18 protein-coding genes are annotated in these 18,248 nt (G+C 63.6%); 16 read left to right on the forward strand and 2 right to left on the reverse strand.

Features of this window, described 5'->3' with window-relative positions; genetic code table 11:
* Positions 1–29 precede the first annotated feature (29 nt).
* Genes IFT44_RS19160 through IFT44_RS19170 form a run of 3 tightly spaced genes read left to right on the forward strand, consistent with a single transcriptional unit; the run spans position 30 to position 2,468 of the window.
* The gene (locus IFT44_RS19160) at positions 30–1,043 is read left to right on the forward strand and encodes an aminoglycoside phosphotransferase family protein (RefSeq protein ID WP_122477156.1); all 1,014 of its coding nucleotides are present in this window, start codon (positions 30–32) and stop codon (positions 1,041–1,043) included.
* The gene (murU, locus tag IFT44_RS19165) at positions 1,040–1,699 is read left to right on the forward strand and encodes an N-acetylmuramate alpha-1-phosphate uridylyltransferase MurU (protein ID WP_192176431.1); all 660 of its coding nucleotides are present in this window, start codon (positions 1,040–1,042) and stop codon (positions 1,697–1,699) included. The genes IFT44_RS19160 and murU overlap by 4 nt, the downstream gene beginning before the upstream one ends.
* 1 nt (position 1,700) lies before the next feature.
* Positions 1,701–2,468, forward strand: coding sequence for a DnaJ domain-containing protein (locus tag IFT44_RS19170; protein WP_192104460.1), 768 nt, complete (start codon positions 1,701–1,703; stop codon positions 2,466–2,468).
* 31 nt (positions 2,469–2,499) lie between these two features.
* Here the strand turns inward: IFT44_RS19170 and IFT44_RS19175 are convergent, their stop codons facing one another.
* Positions 2,500–3,444, reverse strand: a complete 945-nt coding sequence (locus tag IFT44_RS19175) for an alpha/beta hydrolase family protein (RefSeq protein WP_192176432.1) — start codon at positions 3,442–3,444, stop codon at positions 2,500–2,502.
* Positions 3,445–3,613: 169 nt separating this feature from the next.
* Here IFT44_RS19175 and IFT44_RS19180 point away from each other — a divergent pair, with 169 nt between their 5' ends.
* The 13 genes from IFT44_RS19180 to IFT44_RS19240 all read left to right on the forward strand — a co-directional run bounded on the left by IFT44_RS19180 (position 3,614) and on the right by IFT44_RS19240 (position 17,493).
* On the forward strand, positions 3,614–5,611 hold the full coding sequence (locus IFT44_RS19180; protein ID WP_192176433.1) for a sensor histidine kinase: 1,998 nt from the start codon (positions 3,614–3,616) through the stop codon (positions 5,609–5,611).
* A gap of 35 nt (positions 5,612–5,646) precedes the next feature.
* A complete protein-coding gene (locus IFT44_RS19185; protein ID WP_185795322.1) occupies positions 5,647–6,276 on the forward strand; it encodes a response regulator in 630 nt (209 codons plus the stop codon).
* A gap of 201 nt (positions 6,277–6,477) precedes the next feature.
* Positions 6,478–7,593, forward strand: a complete 1,116-nt coding sequence (locus IFT44_RS19190; RefSeq protein ID WP_122477165.1) for an ABC transporter ATP-binding protein — start codon at positions 6,478–6,480, stop codon at positions 7,591–7,593.
* Between the two features lie 96 nt (positions 7,594–7,689).
* Positions 7,690–8,724: an ABC transporter substrate-binding protein gene (locus IFT44_RS19195; protein ID WP_122477167.1), complete on the forward strand. Its 1,035-nt coding sequence runs from the start codon at positions 7,690–7,692 to the stop codon at positions 8,722–8,724.
* A gap of 78 nt (positions 8,725–8,802) precedes the next feature.
* Positions 8,803–10,050 (forward strand): ABC transporter permease, encoded by a 1,248-nt coding sequence (locus tag IFT44_RS19200; protein WP_192176434.1) that lies wholly within the window; start codon positions 8,803–8,805, stop codon positions 10,048–10,050.
* A gap of 11 nt (positions 10,051–10,061) precedes the next feature.
* A complete protein-coding gene (locus IFT44_RS19205) occupies positions 10,062–10,889 on the forward strand; it encodes an ABC transporter permease (RefSeq protein WP_122795540.1) in 828 nt (275 codons plus the stop codon).
* A gap of 312 nt (positions 10,890–11,201) precedes the next feature.
* A complete protein-coding gene (gene rpe / locus IFT44_RS19210; RefSeq protein ID WP_122477170.1) occupies positions 11,202–11,876 on the forward strand; it encodes a ribulose-phosphate 3-epimerase in 675 nt (224 codons plus the stop codon).
* Complete coding sequence (locus IFT44_RS19215) at positions 11,873–12,691, forward strand: phosphoglycolate phosphatase (RefSeq protein ID WP_192176435.1); 819 nt, start codon at positions 11,873–11,875, stop codon at positions 12,689–12,691. Before rpe ends, IFT44_RS19215 begins: the two co-directional genes overlap by 4 nt.
* A 59-nt stretch (positions 12,692–12,750) precedes the next feature.
* A complete protein-coding gene (gene trpE, locus IFT44_RS19220) occupies positions 12,751–14,229 on the forward strand; it encodes an anthranilate synthase component I (RefSeq protein WP_192176436.1) in 1,479 nt (492 codons plus the stop codon).
* Between the two features lie 77 nt (positions 14,230–14,306).
* A complete protein-coding gene (locus IFT44_RS19225; protein WP_122477174.1) occupies positions 14,307–14,906 on the forward strand; it encodes an aminodeoxychorismate/anthranilate synthase component II in 600 nt (199 codons plus the stop codon).
* A gap of 9 nt (positions 14,907–14,915) precedes the next feature.
* Positions 14,916–15,965, forward strand: coding sequence for an anthranilate phosphoribosyltransferase (gene trpD / locus IFT44_RS19230; protein WP_122477175.1), 1,050 nt, complete (start codon positions 14,916–14,918; stop codon positions 15,963–15,965).
* Positions 15,962–16,762 (forward strand): indole-3-glycerol phosphate synthase TrpC, encoded by an 801-nt coding sequence (gene trpC / locus IFT44_RS19235; RefSeq protein ID WP_192104448.1) that lies wholly within the window; start codon positions 15,962–15,964, stop codon positions 16,760–16,762. The genes trpD and trpC overlap by 4 nt, the downstream gene beginning before the upstream one ends.
* 41 nt (positions 16,763–16,803) lie before the next feature.
* Positions 16,804–17,493 (forward strand): lipoate--protein ligase family protein, encoded by a 690-nt coding sequence (locus IFT44_RS19240; protein ID WP_192138242.1) that lies wholly within the window; start codon positions 16,804–16,806, stop codon positions 17,491–17,493.
* Between the two features lie 31 nt (positions 17,494–17,524).
* On the opposite strand, the gene crp is transcribed toward IFT44_RS19240, so the two are convergent.
* Positions 17,525–18,163 carry a cAMP-activated global transcriptional regulator CRP gene (crp, locus tag IFT44_RS19245; protein WP_122714955.1) on the reverse strand — a complete coding sequence of 213 codons (639 nt, stop codon included), beginning with the start codon at positions 18,161–18,163 and terminating at the stop codon, positions 17,525–17,527.
* Positions 18,164–18,248 lie beyond the last annotated feature (85 nt).

Here is an 18,248-nt window from a genome sequence, read left to right on the forward strand (position 1 = left end):
GACGGCTAGCGCCGTCGGAGACCCTTGCAATGCCTGATCAAGATGTACGCCTGCAACACCTCAAAACATGGCTCGACGAGCAGCTGGAGAAGCTCTTCCAGGCTCGCCAATGGGGCGCCGTACCCCCGGCCACGTTGACCGCGGCCAGTAGCGATGCAAGTTTTCGCCGATACTTTCGCTGGCAGGGCCAGGGTCGCAGTTTTATCGTCATGGATGCGCCGCCGCCCCAGGAAAACTGCGCGCCGTTCGTGAAAATCGACGAACTGCTGGCGAGCGCCGGCCTCAATGTGCCGCAGATTCATGCCCAGGACCTCGAGCGCGGCTTCCTGTTGTTGAGCGATCTGGGCCACCAGACCTACCTGGACGTGATCGATGCGGACAACGCCGACGCGCTGTTTGCCGATGCCATCGACGCGCTGCTGGCACTGCAGAAACTGCCGGCCAGCGGTGACCTGCCCAGCTACGACGTTGCGCTGTTGCAGCGTGAGCTCGAGCTGTTTCCGCAATGGTATGTCGGCAAGGCTTTGGGCAAGCAGCTCGACGCCGAGCAATCGGCCGCCTGGCAACGGGTGTGCACGCGGCTGATCGACAGCGCCCTGGCGCAGCCCAAGGTGCTGGTGCATCGCGACTACATGCCGCGCAACCTCATGCGCAGCGAGCCCAACCCGGGTGTGCTGGACTTTCAGGATGCGGTCTACGGCCCGGTCACCTACGACATCACCTGCCTGTTCAAGGACGCCTTCCTCAGCTGGCCCGAAGCGCGTGTGCAGACCTGGTTGCAGCGCTACTGGGAACAGGCGGGCGAGCAGGGCGTGCCGGTGCAGCTGGACTTCGCCGAGTTCTGCCGTGCCAGTGATCTGATGGGCGTGCAGCGTCATCTGAAAGTGATCGGCATTTTTGCCCGTATCTGCCATCGTGATGGCAAACCCCGTTATCTGGCCGACGCGCCGCGTTTCTTCTCTTATATAGAGACGGTGCTCGCGCGGCGCCCCGAGCTGGCTGAACTGGGTGAACTGTTCAAGAGCCTTGGAGTGTCCTCATGAAAGCCATGATCCTCGCGGCAGGCAAAGGCGAGCGCATGCGCCCGCTGACCCTGACCACGCCCAAGCCGTTGCTGGCCGCCGGCGGCAAGCGGTTGATCGAGTATCACCTGCTGGCCCTGGCCCAGGCCGGCTTTGCCGAGGTGGTGATCAATCACGCCTGGCTGGGCCAGCAGATCGAAGACTACCTGGGCGACGGTGCTCGCTACGGGGTGGCCATCGAGTATTCCCGCGAAACCGAGCCGCTGGAAACCGGCGGTGGCATTCGCAACGCGTTGCCATTGCTCGGCGATGCACCGTTCGTGGTGGTCAACGGCGACATCTGGACCGACTACGACTTCAGTCGGTTGCGCGGTCCGTTGGCGGGCCACGCGCATCTGGTGCTGGTCGACAACCCGGCTCATCACCCCGAAGGCGACTTCAGCCTGGTCGAAGGCCAGGTGCGCGACCAGCCTGGCCTGACCTACAGCGGTATTGCCGTGCTCCATCCCGATCTGTTCGACGGCCATGGCGAGCCAGCCTTCAAGCTCGCACCGCTGCTGCGCCGCGCAATGGACGTGGGGCAGGTCACCGGCGAACACTATCAGGGCCAGTGGATCGACGTCGGCACTGCGCAACGCCTGACCGAACTCGACCACCTGCTGGCCGAGCGAGGTTGATATGTTGTGGCCCGGAACGGTAGTCGGCGCGGCGGCAGGTTATGCCCTCGCCAGCATTCCAGGGGCGCTGCTGGGCATAGTGCTCGGCCAGGCGCTGGATCGACACCTCAGGTTGCAGACCTGGAGTGAATTGGTAGATAGGCTCAAGGGCAAATCGGTGCTGCGTGACGAGCAACTGCTGTTCGTCCTGCTGGGGCGAGTGGCCAAGGCCGAAGGCCAGGTGCTGGCGGTGCATATCCAGCAGGCGCGGCGGGAGATGCGCTCGTTGAACCTCAACGAGCAGGCGCGAAAACGGGCCATCGTTGCGTTCAATCGCGGCAAGACGGGAGGCGATCAGCTGCGCAGTCACCTGCTGCTTCTCAAGCACCAACCCAACTCCGCCGAAGGCATGCTGCGTGCCTGCTGGCGGATGGTCTGGGCCGATGGCCAGGCCGGTACCGCCGAGCGCGAACTGGTAGTCAGCTGGGGCAAATGGCTGGGCTGGTCCTCGGCACGGGTGCAGGGGCTGGGGCAGGATTACGAGCCGCGTCACAGGCCGGTGACCAAGCGAGGCGGGGCCTTCGAAGAAGCGCTGCGCCTGTTGGGGGTTTCGTCGACCACCGAGCCCGACCAGATCAAGCGTGCCTATCGGCGTCTGCTCAGCCGCCACCATCCCGACAAACTGGTGGGCGGTGGTGCCACACCGGCGCAGATTCGCGAGGCCACCGACCGCACGCGCGAACTGCACAACGCCTACAGCCTGATCCGCGAGCGCCTGGACCTGCGCTGATGCGCAGGCCCGGCATCAACCGCGCAGTGGCTTACTGCGCATTCAAGGCACCCTTGACCCGCCGGAACAGCTGCTCGGCCTGCGCGGCCTTGTCCGGCAGCGACCTGAGCGAAACCTGCGAGTACACCGCACCTTTCTGCCGCTTGCTGGCCTGCAAACGCCGTTGCGCGGCGTCAGCCGCTGCTTGACGATCGCTGTAGAAGACATCCGTGGTGGGCACCTTGAGCAGCGCGGCCAGTTCGTCGATCTGCTGCGGCGCATTGTCCGGTGTGCGGGTATCCACCAACACCAGCTTCTGCACGTGCGCCGGCTGCCGTTCGGCCATGTAGCGGGTCGCCCAGTAAGCGCCGCTGCCATGCCCCAACAGCACGATCCTGCGTGAGTTGTGTTGCTGGGCGAAAGCGATGCCGGCTTCGATGCGGGCAAAGATCCGCTCGGCATCCACCTGCATCGGGTCTTGCAGCTGCACTTCGGTGCTGGCCGTATCGGCGTCCTGAGCCGTGGCTTTTTCCACCCCGGCGCCAGCGTCCGGTGGCGTCGCCTGGGTGTCGGTGGTCACCGGCAATGGCGGTTTCTCGTTTGGCCTGGCCGAAGGCATCTGGCTGACCAGGTCCGGCAGGCTCAGGCTCAGGGTGTTGAACGCCGCATCCGGCAACTTGCGCCGCAACGGCCCCACGCCCTGAGGCCAGTCCGCCGTTTCCCCGGCCCCTGGCACGATGATCACCGTACCCTGCGCATCGGCGGTATTGGCCGGACGCCACAACGACAGGAACTCGTCGCTGCCGGCCTGCAATTGTTGCTGCTCGCTGGCGGGCAACTGACGTTCCAGTGCCTGGGCATCCTCGACGCTGCGCTCCGCCAGAGGCTGGCGGACTTCGGCCGTCTGCTTGGCTGGCGCGGCCTCTTCGGCCGCTGCAACACCGTGCAGGGGCACCAGCAATGCCAGGCAAACGGCTCTCAACTGAACAACTTTCATCGGTACTTCCCGCCCAAATGAATGACTCGCTTGTTCGATACCGGGCCGAGTGCACGCTGCCATCGATGCAACCTGACAGGCGATCCTTTTCTCGCGGATAATCCCGACACCGGTCGATATTCAAAGCCTATAGCTTAGTGCCATCCACGCAAAGGTCGTTCATACCGATATGTACCCACTGCTGCGTCGCCTTTCACTGCTGGGCGGGTTGTGCCTGCCGTTGCTCGTCCATGGCGCCGCCGCCGTGCCCGCCGTGAAGCTGCCGCTCGACGCTGCGCAGATCCAGTGGCTTGATGAGCATCGCACCTTGCGCGTCGGGCTGGTACTGCAGCAACCCTATGCGCAACTGGACCGTCGCCTGGGCCAGTTGTCCGGCGTCAACGTCGACCTGATGAACTGGCTGGCCAAGGCCATGCAGGTGGAGCTGATCTGGCGCAACTACGCCGACCAGCCGGCGCTGGAACAGGGTTTGCGCGCAGGCGAGGTGGACCTGGCGCCCGGTCTTGCGCAAACCCCTGCCGGATTGAAACTGTGGCAGTTTTCCGATCCCTACCTGCGCGTGCCGCAGTTGTTGGTAGGCGAGCGCAATGGCGAAGTCGCCATCGATCTCGAGACGCTTTCGGCCAATGACCGGGTCGCCGTGCGCATGCCAGGGGCGGTTGCCGACTATTTGCGCAACACCTACACCCACCTCAATCTGCAAGGTGTGCCGCTGGAACGGCAGGCCCTGCAATTACTGCTTAGCCAGCAGGCACGTTATGCGGTGGTGGACGAGGCGCAGTTGGGCCGGCTGTCCCGCGAGGCCGAGTTCGACGAGCTGGTGGTGGTCGGCGACATAGGTTATCCACAGTTGCTGCGCGTGGCGACGCGGCGCGACTGGCCGCAGTTGGCGCATATCGTCACCGTGGCCTTGGAGTCTCTGCCCGCCAAGGACCTGGAGCGGCTGCACGAGCGGTGGTTGCAGCCACAGTATCCGCGTCTGAGCGAATCTCGAGGGTTCTGGCAGAACCTGTGCCTGCTGCTGGTGCTGATCGCCGTGGCCATCATCGCACTGCTGGTCTGGCAGCGCCGCCAGGTCCACGCGCTGGAACGGCAACTGCTGGCGGCTCGGGAAGACATTGCCCTGCGCGCGGCGAGCGAGGAAGCCCTGCGGGTCAACCAGTTCTCCATCGAGCAAAGCACGGTCGGCATACTGTGGGTCAACTGGGACAGCCATGTGCGCTACGCCAACCGCGCTGCCGAGCGCATGCTCGGCTACGACACCGGCGCGGTGGTGGACAAACCCCTGGCCGACTTCGAACCAGGCCTGAGCATGGACCGCTGGCTGAACCTGTGGCGGCTGGCCCGGGCCAGCGAACACGCTGCGCAGACCTTCGAAACCCACTGCGTACGCGCCGACGGCAGCGTCCTGCCCACCGATGTCTCGCTGAGCTTCCTGCGCTTTCGCGAAGCCGAATATTTGGTGGTCTACCTCACCGATGTGACCGAGCGGCGGCGGGCGCTGGCTGCCCTGCAGCACAGCGAGGCGCAACTGCGCGAGCTGTCGGCGCACCTGGAAACCGTGCGCGAGGAAGAAAAGGCGCGCATTGCCCGAGAAGTGCACGACGAACTGGGACAGATCCTCACGGTACTGAAACTGGAAACCTCGATGTGCGAGCTGGCCTACGCCGACCTCGATAGCGGGCTGCAGGAACGCCTCAACAGCATGAAGCGCTTGATCGCCCAGCTGTTCCAGCAGGTGCGCGACGTGGCCACCGCCTTGCGCCCGCCGATACTGGATGCCGGTATCGCTTCGGCAATCGAGTGGCAGGCGCACCGCTTCGAGGAGCGCACCCAGATTCCCTGCCTGGTCAGCGTTCCGGAACAGTTGCCGCCCCTGGACGACGCCAAGGCCGTGGGCCTCTTTCGCCTTCTGCAAGAGGCGCTGACCAATGTCATTCGCCACGCCCAGGCGCATACTGTGCAAATCGAGCTCAGCCAGGAAGGCAACGACCTGCGTCTGTCGATCACCGACGATGGCTGCGGCTTCGAACCTGCCCAAGTGAGCTCGCTGTCGTTCGGCCTGGTGGGCATGCGCGAGCGCGTACTGATGCTCGGTGGCCGGCTTGAACTGAGCAGTCTGCTGGGTGAGGGCACTGCCCTGACGGTTACCGTGCCGTTGAACTGAGCGCGCCGTTGAATTGATTGCTGGAGGGTGACCCGTTGATCCGAGTGCTGGTGGCCGAAGACCACACCATCGTGCGTGAAGGCATCAAGCAATTGATTGCCCTGGCCAAGGACTTGGTGGTGGCAGGGGAGGCCGGCAATGGCGAGCAGTTGCTCGAGATCTTGCGCGTCACCCCTTGCGACGTGGTCCTGCTGGACATCTCCATGCCGGGCGTCAATGGGCTGGAGGCCATTCCGCGGATCCGCGCGCTGCCTCATCCGCCGGCCATTCTGGTGTTGTCCATGCACGACGAGGCGCAGATGGCCGCGCGTGCATTGAAAGTCGGCGCGGCAGGTTATGCCACCAAGGACAGCGACCCGGCGCTGCTGCTGACCGCTATCCGCCGAGTCGCCGCGGGCGGGCGCTACATCGACCCGGCCCTGGCCGACCGCATGGTCTTCGAGGTCGGGCTCACCGATGCCCGGCCGCGGCATGCCCTGCTGTCGGAGCGCGAGTTCTCGGTGTTCGAACGCCTGGCTCGCGGCGCCAACGTCAACGACATTGCCCAGCAGTTGGCCCTGAGCAGCAAAACCATCAGCACCCACAAGGCGCGCCTGATGCACAAGCTCAATGTGGCGTCGCTGGCCGACCTGGTGAAGTACGCGATGGAGCACAAGCTGGTCTGAAAACGACAGTGGCACCCGGGGTTCTGCCACGCAGCCGCTCTGGCACTTCTCGCCCATGCTCAGGGGCGACATGCCTGTAGGGCAATCCCTACCCCGAATCTTCCAACTACCCCATGGCAATCTCTCCCAGCCCCCGATTTGCAAGGGTTGCGGCCTTCTCTAGGCTTGACCCCACGGCAGTCATTCAACAAAGGTGTGGGTATGAGCGAGGCAAGCGCAAGTACGGACGAGATACTGGTCAGCTTCCGTGGCGTGCAGAAAAGCTATGACGGTGAAAACCTCATCGTCAAGGACCTCAATCTGGACATCCGCAAGGGCGAGTTCCTTACGCTCCTCGGCCCCTCCGGCTCCGGCAAGACCACCAGCCTGATGATGTTGGCAGGCTTCGAAACCCCCACGGCGGGGGAAATCCAGCTGTCCGGACGCTCGATCAACCACGTGCCGCCGCACAAGCGTGACATCGGCATGGTGTTCCAGAACTACGCCCTGTTTCCGCACATGACCGTGGCGGAAAACCTGGCCTTCCCCCTGTCCGTGCGCGGCCTGAGCAAGACCGACATCAGCGAGCGGGTCAAGCGGGTGCTCGGCATGGTCCAGCTCGATGCCTTTGCCCACCGCTATCCGGCGCAGCTGTCCGGCGGGCAGCAACAGCGTGTGGCCCTGGCCCGCGCCTTGGTTTTCGAGCCGCAACTGGTGCTCATGGACGAACCGCTGGGTGCCCTGGACAAACAGCTGCGCGAGCACATGCAGATGGAGATCAAGCACCTGCACCAGCGCCTGGGCGTCACCGTGGTGTACGTGACCCACGATCAGGGCGAGGCGCTGACCATGTCCGACCGCGTGGCCGTGTTCCATCAGGGCGAGATCCAGCAGATCGCCCCACCCCGTGCCCTCTACGAGGAGCCAAAGAACACCTTCGTCGCCAACTTCATCGGCGAAAACAACCGCATCAACGGACGTCTGCTCAGCCGCGAGGGCGAGCGCTGCATCGTCGAACTGCCACGGGGTGAAAAAATCGAGGCGCTGGCGATCAATGTCGGCCAGATAGGCGCACCGGTGACCCTGTCGATTCGGCCCGAACGGGTTCGCCTGAACGGCCACAGCGGCGAGTGCATCAACCGCTTCTCGGGGCGAGTCGCCGAATTCATCTACCTGGGCGACCACGTACGTGTGCGCCTGGAGGTGTGCGGCAAGACCGATTTCTTCGTCAAGCAGCCCATCGCCCAGCTCGACCCGGCATTGGCCGTGGGCGACGTGGTGCCCTTGGGCTGGCCTCTGGAACACGCCCGTGCGCTGGACCCGCTGTTGGATCAGTGAGGGCTTCACCGCTGAAGTTGCTGCAACCGTACCAAAACGATCAGAGGCGAACCATCGCCCCGCGCTTGACCCACCTGCACTTGGAGAGACGATTAAATGCTCAAGCACTTGAAATTGACCGGGCTGACGCTCGGCCTGTTCTGGGCCGGCCAGGCGTTGGCCGCTACCGACCTGACCGTGGTGTCTTTCGGCGGGGCCAACAAGGCCGCGCAGGTCAAGGCGTTCTACGAACCGTGGGAAAAGGCCGGCTCCGGCAAGATCGTCGCCGGTGAGTACAACGGCGAGATGGCCAAGGTCAAGGCCATGGTCGATACCAAGAGCGTGTCCTGGGACCTGGTGGAGGTGGAATCGCCCGAGCTGTCCCGCGGCTGCGACGAGGGCATGTTCGAAGAGCTCGATCCGGCGCTGTTCGGCAAGCAGGAAGACTTCGTCAAGGGTGCCATCCAGCCCTGCGGTGTAGGTTTCTTCGTCTGGTCCACAGTGCTGGCCTACAACGCCGACAAACTCAAGACGGCGCCCACCGGTTGGACCGACTTCTGGAACACCAAGGAATTCCCGGGCAAGCGTGGCTTGCGCAAGGGTGCCAAGTACACCCTGGAATTCGCCCTGATGGCCGACGGCGTGGCGCCCAAAGACGTGTATTCGGTGCTCGCCACCAAGGCCGGCCAGGACCGCGCCTTCAAGAAACTCGATGAACTCAAGCCCAGCATCCAGTGGTGGGAAGCCGGTGCCCAACCGCCGCAGTACCTCGCCTCCGGCGATGTGGTCATGAGCTCGGCCTACAACGGGCGCATCGCTGCCGTGCAGAAAGAGAGCAACCTGAAAGTGGTCTGGAACGGTGGCATCTATGACTTCGACGCCTGGGCCATTCCCAAGGGTGCGAAGAATGTCGAGGCCGCCAAGAAATTCATCGCCTGGTCGGTCGCGCCGCAGCAGCAGAAAACCTACTCGGAAAACATCGCCTACGGCCCTGCCAATACCCAGGCCGTGCCGCTGCTGAACAAGGACATTCTCAAGGACATGCCGACCACGCCGGAAAACATCGTCAATCAGGTGCAGATCGACGTGAGCTTCTGGGCCGACAACGGCGAGCAACTGGAACAGCGCTTCAATGCCTGGGCTGCCAAGTAACACGCGTCGCGGCAACGCTGTCATGGGCGCGCCTGCCGGGCGCGCCTTTTTCGACCTGAATGATTCGCGGAGTTGACCATGGCCGTCGCAGTGCCTCTCAAACCGGACCCCAGCCTCACCTTGAAACAGCGGCTGTCACGGGCCGAACGACTCAACCGCTGGAAAGCCCAGGCGTTGATTGCGCCGCTGGTGTTGTTCCTGCTGCTGGTGTTCCTGGTGCCCATCGCCGCGCTCTTGTACAAAAGCGTCGGCAACCCCGAAGTGGTCGAAGGCATGCCGCGCACCGTGGCGGCCGTGACCGCGTGGGACGGCAAGGGCCTGCCCGACGAACCGGTGTACCGGTCACTGGCCGAGGACCTCGCCGAATCGCGCAAGAATCAAAGCCTGGGCGATCTGTCCAAGCGTCTGAACATGGAGCTGGCCGGCTACCGCAGCCTGCTGGCGAAAACCGCGCGTGCCCTGCCGTTCAAGACCGAACCGGTCTCCTATAAAGAGGCGCTGCAGGCATTCGACGAGCGCTGGGGTGACCCGGCCTACTGGCAGGCGATCCGCCGCAACACCAGCGCCATCACGCCGTTCTACCTGCTGGCGGCGGTCGATCACCGCATCGACGATCTTGGCGAAGTCGCCCCCGCCACGCCGGACCAGGCGATCTACCTGGACATCTTCGCCCGCACGTTCTGGATGGGGCTGGTAATCACCGCCATCTGCCTGGCGCTAGCCTATCCCTTGGCCTATCTGCTGGCCAACCTGCCGACCCGGCAGAGCAACCTGCTGATGATCCTGGTGCTGCTGCCGTTCTGGACGTCCATCCTGGTGCGCGTCGCCGCCTGGATCGTGCTGCTGCAATCGGGCGGCCTGATCAACAGCGCGCTGATGGCCATGGGCATCATCGATAAACCGCTGGAGCTGGTGTTCAACCGCGCCGGGGTCTATATCTCCATGGTGCACATCCTCCTGCCGTTCATGATCCTGCCCATCTACAGCGTGATGAAAGGCATCTCGCCCACTTACATGCGTGCGGCCATTTCCCTGGGTTGCCATCCGTTCGCCAGCTTCTGGCGGGTGTACTTCCCGCAGACCTACGCCGGGGTTGGCGCCGGCTGCCTGCTGGTGTTCATCCTGGCCATCGGCTATTACATCACTCCGGCGCTGCTGGGCAGCCCCAACGACCAGATGGTCAGCTACTTCGTGGCCTTCTACACCAACACCAGCATCAACTGGGGAATGGCGACCGCGCTGGGCGGCCTGCTGCTTCTGGCCACCGTGGTGTTGTACCTGATCTATAGCTGGCTGGTCGGCGCCAGCCGCCTGCGCCTGAGCTGAGGAACACTGACATGACGAGCCCTTACCTGTCGCCCATCGAACGCCTGTGGTTCTACACCCTGCGCATCCTGTGCGGTTTGATTCTGCTGTTCCTGATCCTGCCGGTACTGGTGATCATTCCGCTGTCGTTCAACTCCGGCAGCTTTCTGGTGTATCCCCTGCAGGGCTTTTCGCTGCACTGGTACCAGGATTTCTTCGGTTCGGCAGAGTGGATGCGCGCGCTGCGCAACAGCGTGATCATCGCCCCGGCCGCCACGGTCGTCGCGATGATCTTCGGTACCCTGGCAGCAATCGGTCTGACCCGCGGCGACTTCCCTGGCAAGTCCCTGGTGATGGCCTTGGTCATTTCGCCGATGGTGGTACCGGTGGTGATCATCGGCGTGGCCAGTTATCTGTTCTTCGCGCCGCTGGGGATGGGCAACAGCTTTCTCTCGCTGATCGTGGTGCACGCGGTGCTGGGTGTACCGTTCGTGATCATCACGGTGTCGGCGACGTTGCAGGGTTTCAACCACAACCTGGTACGGGCGGCGGCCAGCCTTGGCGCTTCGCCGCTGACCACGTTCCGTCGGGTGACCCTGCCGCTGATTGCACCGGGGGTGATTTCCGGCGCGCTGTTCGCCTTTGCCACCTCGTTCGATGAAGTGGTGGTGACCCTGTTCCTGGCCGGGCCGGAGCAGGCCACCTTGCCTCGGCAGATGTTCAGCGGCATCCGCGAGAACCTCAGCCCGACCATCGCCGCCGCCGCCACCCTGCTGATCGTCTTCTCGGTGTTGCTGCTGCTGGTACTGGAATGGCTGCGCGGCCGCGGCGAAAAGCTGCGCACCGCCGCCGTCCATTAACGCACCCGATGAGCACTCCTCACATCCCGTAGGAGCGGTCATCGGCCGCGAAAGGCCCACCCCGTTGTCCCAGGCAAACCGCGTCGTCCTTTTCGCGGCCACAGACCGCTCCTACGACAACCGGACAAAGACCATGCGATGTCGTCCAGCCCGGTAAAGGCCTCCGTAGGAGCGGTCATCGGCCGCGAAAGGCTCACCCTGGTGTCCCTGACAAACCACAGCGAATCCTGATCTGCTCCAGCGCAATTCGCCCGCTCATGCCGCCTGAGCTACAATGCGCGCCACCGTGATTCCAGCCTGAATAGGTGCGCCATGCAGCCCTTCGCAATTGCCCCGTCCATCCTCTCCGCGGACTTCGCCCGCCTGGGCGAAGAAGTCGATAACGTACTCGCCGCTGGCGCCGATATCGTCCACTTCGACGTGATGGACAACCACTATGTCCCCAACCTCACCATCGGCCCGATGGTGTGTGCGGCGCTGCGCAAATACGGCGTCAGCGCGCCCATCGATGTGCACCTGATGGTCAGCCCGGTCGACCGCATCATCGGCGACTTCATCGAGGCAGGTGCCAGCTACATCACCTTCCACCCCGAGGCGACCCAGCACATCGACCGCTCGCTGCAATTGATCCGCGAGGGCGGCTGCAAGGCTGGTCTGGTATTCAACCCGGCCACACCGCTGAACCTGCTCGAATACGTCATGGACAAGGTCGACATGATCCTCCTGATGAGCGTCAACCCCGGCTTCGGCGGCCAGAAGTTCATTCCCGGTACGCTGAACAAGCTGCGCGAAGCCCGCGCCCTGATCGACGCCAGCGGCCGCGATATCCGCCTGGAGATCGACGGTGGCGTCAACGTCGCCAACATCCGCGAGATCGCCGCCGCCGGGGCCGACACTTTCGTTGCCGGCTCGGCCATCTTCAACGCGCCGGACTACCGCCATGTGATCGAGCAAATGCGCACGGAATTGACGCTGGCCCGTTCATGAGTGCCATGGAGCGGCTGTTTCCCGGCGGCCTGCCACGGCTGGTGATGTTCGACCTGGACGGCACGCTGGTGGACTCCGTACCCGATCTGGCCGCCGCCGTCGACACCATGCTGGCCCAGCTGGGGCGCGCGCCGGCGGGGCTCGAAGCTGTCCGCGAATGGGTTGGCAACGGTGCCCGCGTGCTGGTTCGCCGGGCGCTCGCGGGTGGCCTCGAGCACCAGCACGTGGGCGAGGCGGAAACCGCGCACGCCCTCGAGCTTTTTTCGGCGGCCTATGCGTCCAGCCATGCCTTGACCCAGGTCTACCCAGGCGTGCACGAAACACTGAAATGGCTGCACAAGAAACGCGTGAAGATGGCGCTGATCACCAACAAGCCGGAGCGCTTCGTCGCCCCCTTGCTGGACCAGATGGGCCTGGGCCGCTATTTCAAGTGGATCATTGGCGGCGACACGCTGCCCCAGCAGAAGCCCGATCCGGCTGCCCTGTTTTTCGTCATGAAAATGGCCAAGGTCAAGGCGCAGCATTCATTGTTCGTCGGCGATTCACGCAGCGACGTGCAGGCGGCCAAGGCTGCCGGCGTGACCTGTATTGCGCTCAGCTACGGCTACAATCACGGGCGTCCGATCGCCGAGGAATCACCGGCGCTGGTGATCGACGATCTGCGCGCGCTGATGCCTGGTTGCTTCGATCCGGCCACTGGGATAACGTTGGCCAACGGCAAATCCCCCGCTCATAGAGATTCCATCGTGGTGGTCACTCGCAAACTCTGGATGAAAGTCATCAAGGCCCTGGCCCGCTGGCGTTGGCGCGCCTGACTTTTCCGTTCCAACGTTTGCCCACAGACCGTTCGACCCCTCCATCACGAGGCTGAATCATGACCCGCGAAGACTTCCTGCGCCTGGCTGCCGAAGGCTACAACCGCATTCCGATGGCCCACGAAACCCTGGCCGACTTCGACACCCCCCTGTCCATCTACCTGAAGCTGGCCGACCAGCCCAATTCCTATCTGCTGGAATCTGTGCAGGGCGGCGAGAAGTGGGGCCGTTACTCGATCATCGGCCTGCCGTGCCGCACCGTCCTGCGCGTCCATGGCTACCACGCCAGCGTGACCTGCGACGGCGTCGAGATCGAAGCGTGCGAAGTCGAAGACCCGTTGGCCTTCGTCGAAGCTTTCAAGGCACGCTACAACGTGCCGAGCATTGCCGGTCTGCCACGCTTCAACGGTGGCCTGGTCGGTTACTTCGGCTACGACTGCGTGCGCTACGTTGAAAAACGCCTGGGCCAGTGCCCCAACCCCGATCCGCTGGGGGTTCCGGACATCCTGCTGATGGTGTCCGACGCGGTGGTGGTGTTCGACAACCTGGCGGGCAAGATGCACGCCATCGTCCTCGCCGATCCGGCCCAGGCCGACGCCTACGAACAGGCCCGCAGCCAGCTGGAAACCTTGATGGAGCGACTGCGCCAGCCCATCGTTCCGCGCCGCGGTCTGGATTTCAACCGCCCGCAGGCCAGTGACCCGGTGTTTCGCTCAAGCTTTACCCAGTCCGACTACGAAGGCGCCGTCGACACCATCAAGGAGTACATCCTGGCGGGCGACGTCATGCAGGTGGTGCCGTCGCAGCGCATGTCCATCGACTTCAAGGCCGCGCCGATCGACCTGTACCGCGCACTGCGCTGCTTCAACCCAACGCCCTACATGTACTTTTTCAATTTCGGCGACTTCCATGTGGTCGGCAGCTCACCCGAAGTACTGGTGCGTGTCGAGGACGATCTGATCACCGTACGCCCGATTGCCGGAACGCGCCCACGCGGTGCTACCGAAGAAGCCGACCATGCGCTTGAAGTCGACCTGCTGTCCGACGACAAGGAGATCGCCGAGCACTTGATGTTGATCGACCTGGGCCGCAACGACGTGGGCCGGGTATCGGAAGTCGGCTCGGTGAAGCTGACCGAAAAGATGGTCATCGAGCGTTACTCCAACGTGATGCACATCGTGTCCAACGTGACCGGCCACCTCAAGCAGGGCCTGACCGCGATGGACGCCCTGCGTGCCATTCTGCCGGCCGGCACCTTGTCCGGCGCGCCGAAGATCCGCGCCATGGAAATCATCGACGAGCTGGAGCCGGTCAAGCGCGGTGTCTACGGCGGCGCGGTCGGCTACTTCGCCTGGAACGGCAACATGGACACCGCGATCGCCATTCGTACCGCGGTCATCAAGAACGGCGAGCTGCACGTGCAGGCAGGCGGCGGCATCGTCGCCGACTCGGTGCCTGCGCTGGAATGGGAAGAGACGCTGAACAAACGTCGCGCCATGTTCAAGGCCGTGGCCCTGGCCGAGCAGTCGCCAGACTGATTCCGGACCCGGCAAGCCAGTGTCCACCGGTTCCAGCGAGCCGGTGGTCCGTCAGCAGATTCGAGAGGTTAAGCACCATGTTGCTCATGATCGACAATTACGACTCCTTTACCTACAACGTCGTGCAGTACCTGGGCGAACTGGGCGCCGACGTCAAAGTCATCCGCAACGATGAACTCAGCATCGCCCAGATCGAAGCCTTGGCACCTGAGCGCATCGTCGTGTCGCCTGGCCCCTGCACCCCCAACGAAGCCGGTGTTTCCCTAGACGTGATCCGGCATTTTGCCGGCAAGCTGCCGATCCTTGGCGTCTGCCTGGGCCATCAGTCCATCGGCCAGGCCTTCGGTGGCGACGTGGTCCGCGCCCGTCAGGTCATGCACGGCAAGACCAGCCCGATCACCCACACCGACCTGGGCGTGTTCGAAGGTCTCAACCATCCGCTGACGGTCACCCGCTACCATTCATTGGTCGTGAAGGCGCAGACCTTGCCCGAGTGCCTGGAGCTCACGGCCTGGACGACCCACGAAGACGGCACGGTGGACGAAATCATGGGCCTGCGCCACAAGACCCTGAATGTCGAAGGCGTGCAGTTCCACCCCGAATCGATCCTGACCGAGCAAGGCCACGAGCTGTTCGCCAACTTTCTCAAGCAGACCGGCGGCAGCCGCCAGGGCTAAGGAATACCCATGGATATCAAGAGCGCGCTGACCCGTATCGTCAGCCAGCTGGACCTCACCACCGAGGAAATGCGCGCGGTGATGCTCGACATCATGACCGGCCAGTGCAGCGAAGCGCAGATCGGCGCCTTCATGATGGGCATGCGCATGAAAAGCGAAACCATCGACGAGATCGTCGGCGCCGTGACGGCAATGCGCGAACTCGCCAGCAAGGTCGAACTGCGAACCCTGGACAAAGTGGTCGACATCGTCGGCACCGGTGGCGACGGCGCCAACATCTTCAACGTGTCCACCGCCTCGGCATTGGTCGTCGCGGCAGCCGGCTGCACGGTGGCCAAGCATGGCAACCGCGCGGTGTCGGGCAAGAGCGGCAGCGCCGACCTGCTCGAAGCTGCTGGCGTCTACCTCAACCTGGACGCACAGCAGGTCGCCCGCTGCATCGACAGCGTCGGCATCGGCTTCATGTTCGCCCAGGCCCATCACAGTGCCATGAAGCACGCGGCCATCCCGCGCCGCGACCTGGGCCTGCGAACCCTGTTCAACATGCTCGGCCCGCTGACCAACCCGGCCGGCGTCAAGCATCAGGTGGTGGGTGTGTTCACTCAGGCCTTGTGCCGACCGCTGGCCGAAGTGCTCGCGCGCCTGGGCAGCAAGCATGTACTGGTGGTGCATTCGCGCGATGGCCTGGACGAATTCAGCCTTGCCGCGCCGACCTTCGTTGCCGAGCTCAAGAATGGCGAGGTCAGCGAATATTGGGTCGAGCCCGAAGACCTCGGCATCAAGAGCCAGAGCTTGCATGGCCTGGTGGTCGACAGCCCGGCAGCCTCGCTCGAATTGATCCGCGACGCCTTGGGTCGGCGCAAGACCGAGCAGGGCGAGAAAGCGGCCGAAATGATCGTGCTCAACGCCGGCGCTGCGCTGTACGCTGCCGATGTGGCGAGCAGCCTGAAAGAGGGCGTGGCCATGGCTCACGATGCATTGCACACCGGGCTGGCCCGCGAAAAGCTCGAAGAACTGGGTGCCTTTACCGCGGTATTCAAGCAGGAGAACGAAGCATGAGCGTGCCCACCGTGCTGGAAAACATACTGGCGCGCAAGACGCAGGAAGTGGCCGAGCGGCGCGCGCGAGTCAGCCTCGCCGAGCTTGAGCGTCTTGCCGCCGCGGCCGACGCGCCGCGCGGGTTTGCCCAGGCCTTGATCACCCAGGCTGCTTCGAAGCGGCCAGCCGTGATCGCCGAGGTCAAGAAAGCCTCGCCAAGCAAGGGCGTCATCCGCGAACACTTCGTTCCGGCCGACATCGCCCGCAGCTACGAGAAGGGCGGGGCTACCTGCCTGTCGGTGCTGACCGACATCGACTTTTTCCAGGGCGCCGACCTGTACTTGCAACAGGCACGCGGCGCCTGCCAGCTGCCGGTGATCCGCAAGGACTTCATGATCGATCCCTATCAGGTGATCGAGGCACGGGCACTGGGTGCCGACTGTATTCTGCTGATCGTCTCGGCACTGCAGGATGCGCAAATGGCTGAACTTGCCGCCGTGGCCAAAGGGCTCGGCCTCGACGTGCTGGTCGAAGTGCACGACGGCGATGAGCTGGAGCGCGCGCTGAACACCCTGGACACACCGCTGGTCGGGGTCAACAACCGCAACCTGCACACCTTCGACGTCAGCCTGGAAACCACCCTGGATCTGCTTCCACGCATTCCACGTGATCGCCTGGTGATCACCGAAAGCGGAATTTTCAACCGCGCCGATGTCCAGTTGATGGAAATAAACGGGGTCTATTCCTTCCTGGTCGGCGAAGCATTCATGCGCGCCGAAGATCCAGGCCTGGAGCTGCAGCGGTTGTTCTTCCCCTGATCCAACGGCCGCCTTGGCCTTCACCTCATGAGTCTCAGTCAATGCTTGTGCATTTGCCTACGGAACAGGGTTTGCGCGCCGAGCAGGATCTGCTCGGCGCTGTCTGCAAAGGCGAGCAAGCCTGGGGTTTGCTGTTCTGGTGCCCGACGGATCGCACGCTGGTGATGCCACGACGCATGAGCCGCCTCGATGGTTTCCAGGAGGCCAGCCTCGCCTCGGCCGCCAGCGGCTGGCCGGTGCTGCTGCGCGAAACTGGCGGCGAACCGGTGCCGCAGTCGTCATCCACCATCAACGTCGCGTTGGTGTATGTCGCTCCGCAGCCTGAGGGCGACCAGCACCGTATCGAAACGGCTTACCGCCGCCTGTGCCAGCCGTTGCTCGATGCCCTTGAACGGCTGGGTGGCAGTGCGTCGTTGGGGGAAATAGAAGGGGCTTTTTGCGATGGCCGTTTCAACGTCAATCTCGACGGCCGCAAATGGGTCGGCACGGCGCAGCGTTGGCGCCAGGGCTTGAGCGGCACACGTCCGGTGGTGTTGGTGCACGGGGCGATGCTGATGGATGACGAGCGTGAATCCATGGCAGCAGCGGTCAATCTGTTCAATCGGCAGTGTGGTCTGGAACAGCGGGTCAAGGCCGACAGCCATATCGCGCTGCATGAGCGTCATCCCGCCCCTGACCTGATCGACGAGCTGCACGCCGTCTATACGCGGATGCTGTCGGCGTTGGCTTGAACGCTGCCCGAGCGTCGAGGCTGCCTTGCGCTCAGCGCGTGCCGAACACCACCATGGTCTTGCCCTTGACATGGACCACGCTGCGCTCCTCCAGGTCCTTGAGCACGCGACCGACCATCTCCCGTGAACAACCCACGATACGCCCGATTTCCTGCCGGGTGATCTTGATCTGCATGCCATCGGGGTGGGTCATGGCGTCGGGCTGCTTGCACAGGTCGAGCAGGCAGCGGGCAACCCGTCCGGTCACATCGAAGAACGCCAGGTCGCCGACCTTGCGCGTGGTGTCGCGCAGACGTTGCGCCATCTGTCCACCCACCGCGTAGAGCATCTCCGGCTCCTGCTGGGCCAATTCGCGAAACGCGGCATAGCTGATCTGCACCACTTCGCATTCGGTCTTGGCGCGTACCCATGCGTTGTGTGCCTGTGTGCCGCTTGCAGTCTGAAACAGGCCCAGCTCGCCGAAGAAATCGCCAACGTTGAGGTAGGCAATCACCAGCTCCCGACCTTCCTCCGCCTCGATCACCACCGTCGCCGAACCTTTGAGAATCAACGAAAGCGAGTCGTCACGCGCACCTGCGGCGATCAAGGTGGTCTTGGCGGCGAACCGATAACGCTGACCGTGTGCGAGCAGCTTCTCGAGGTTCTTGATCTTGTGCGCGGCAGCGGTCATGACTTGGTTCCGGAAAGGGCAATCTATCTGCATGAATCACGGCGATACGCCAGTACATTGGCGTCAGCTTATCAGACACACTCTA

It is taken from the genome of Pseudomonas sp. CFBP 13710, assembly GCF_014842235.1.
Classification (GTDB): Bacteria; Pseudomonadota; Gammaproteobacteria; order Pseudomonadales; family Pseudomonadaceae; genus Aquipseudomonas; species Aquipseudomonas baltica.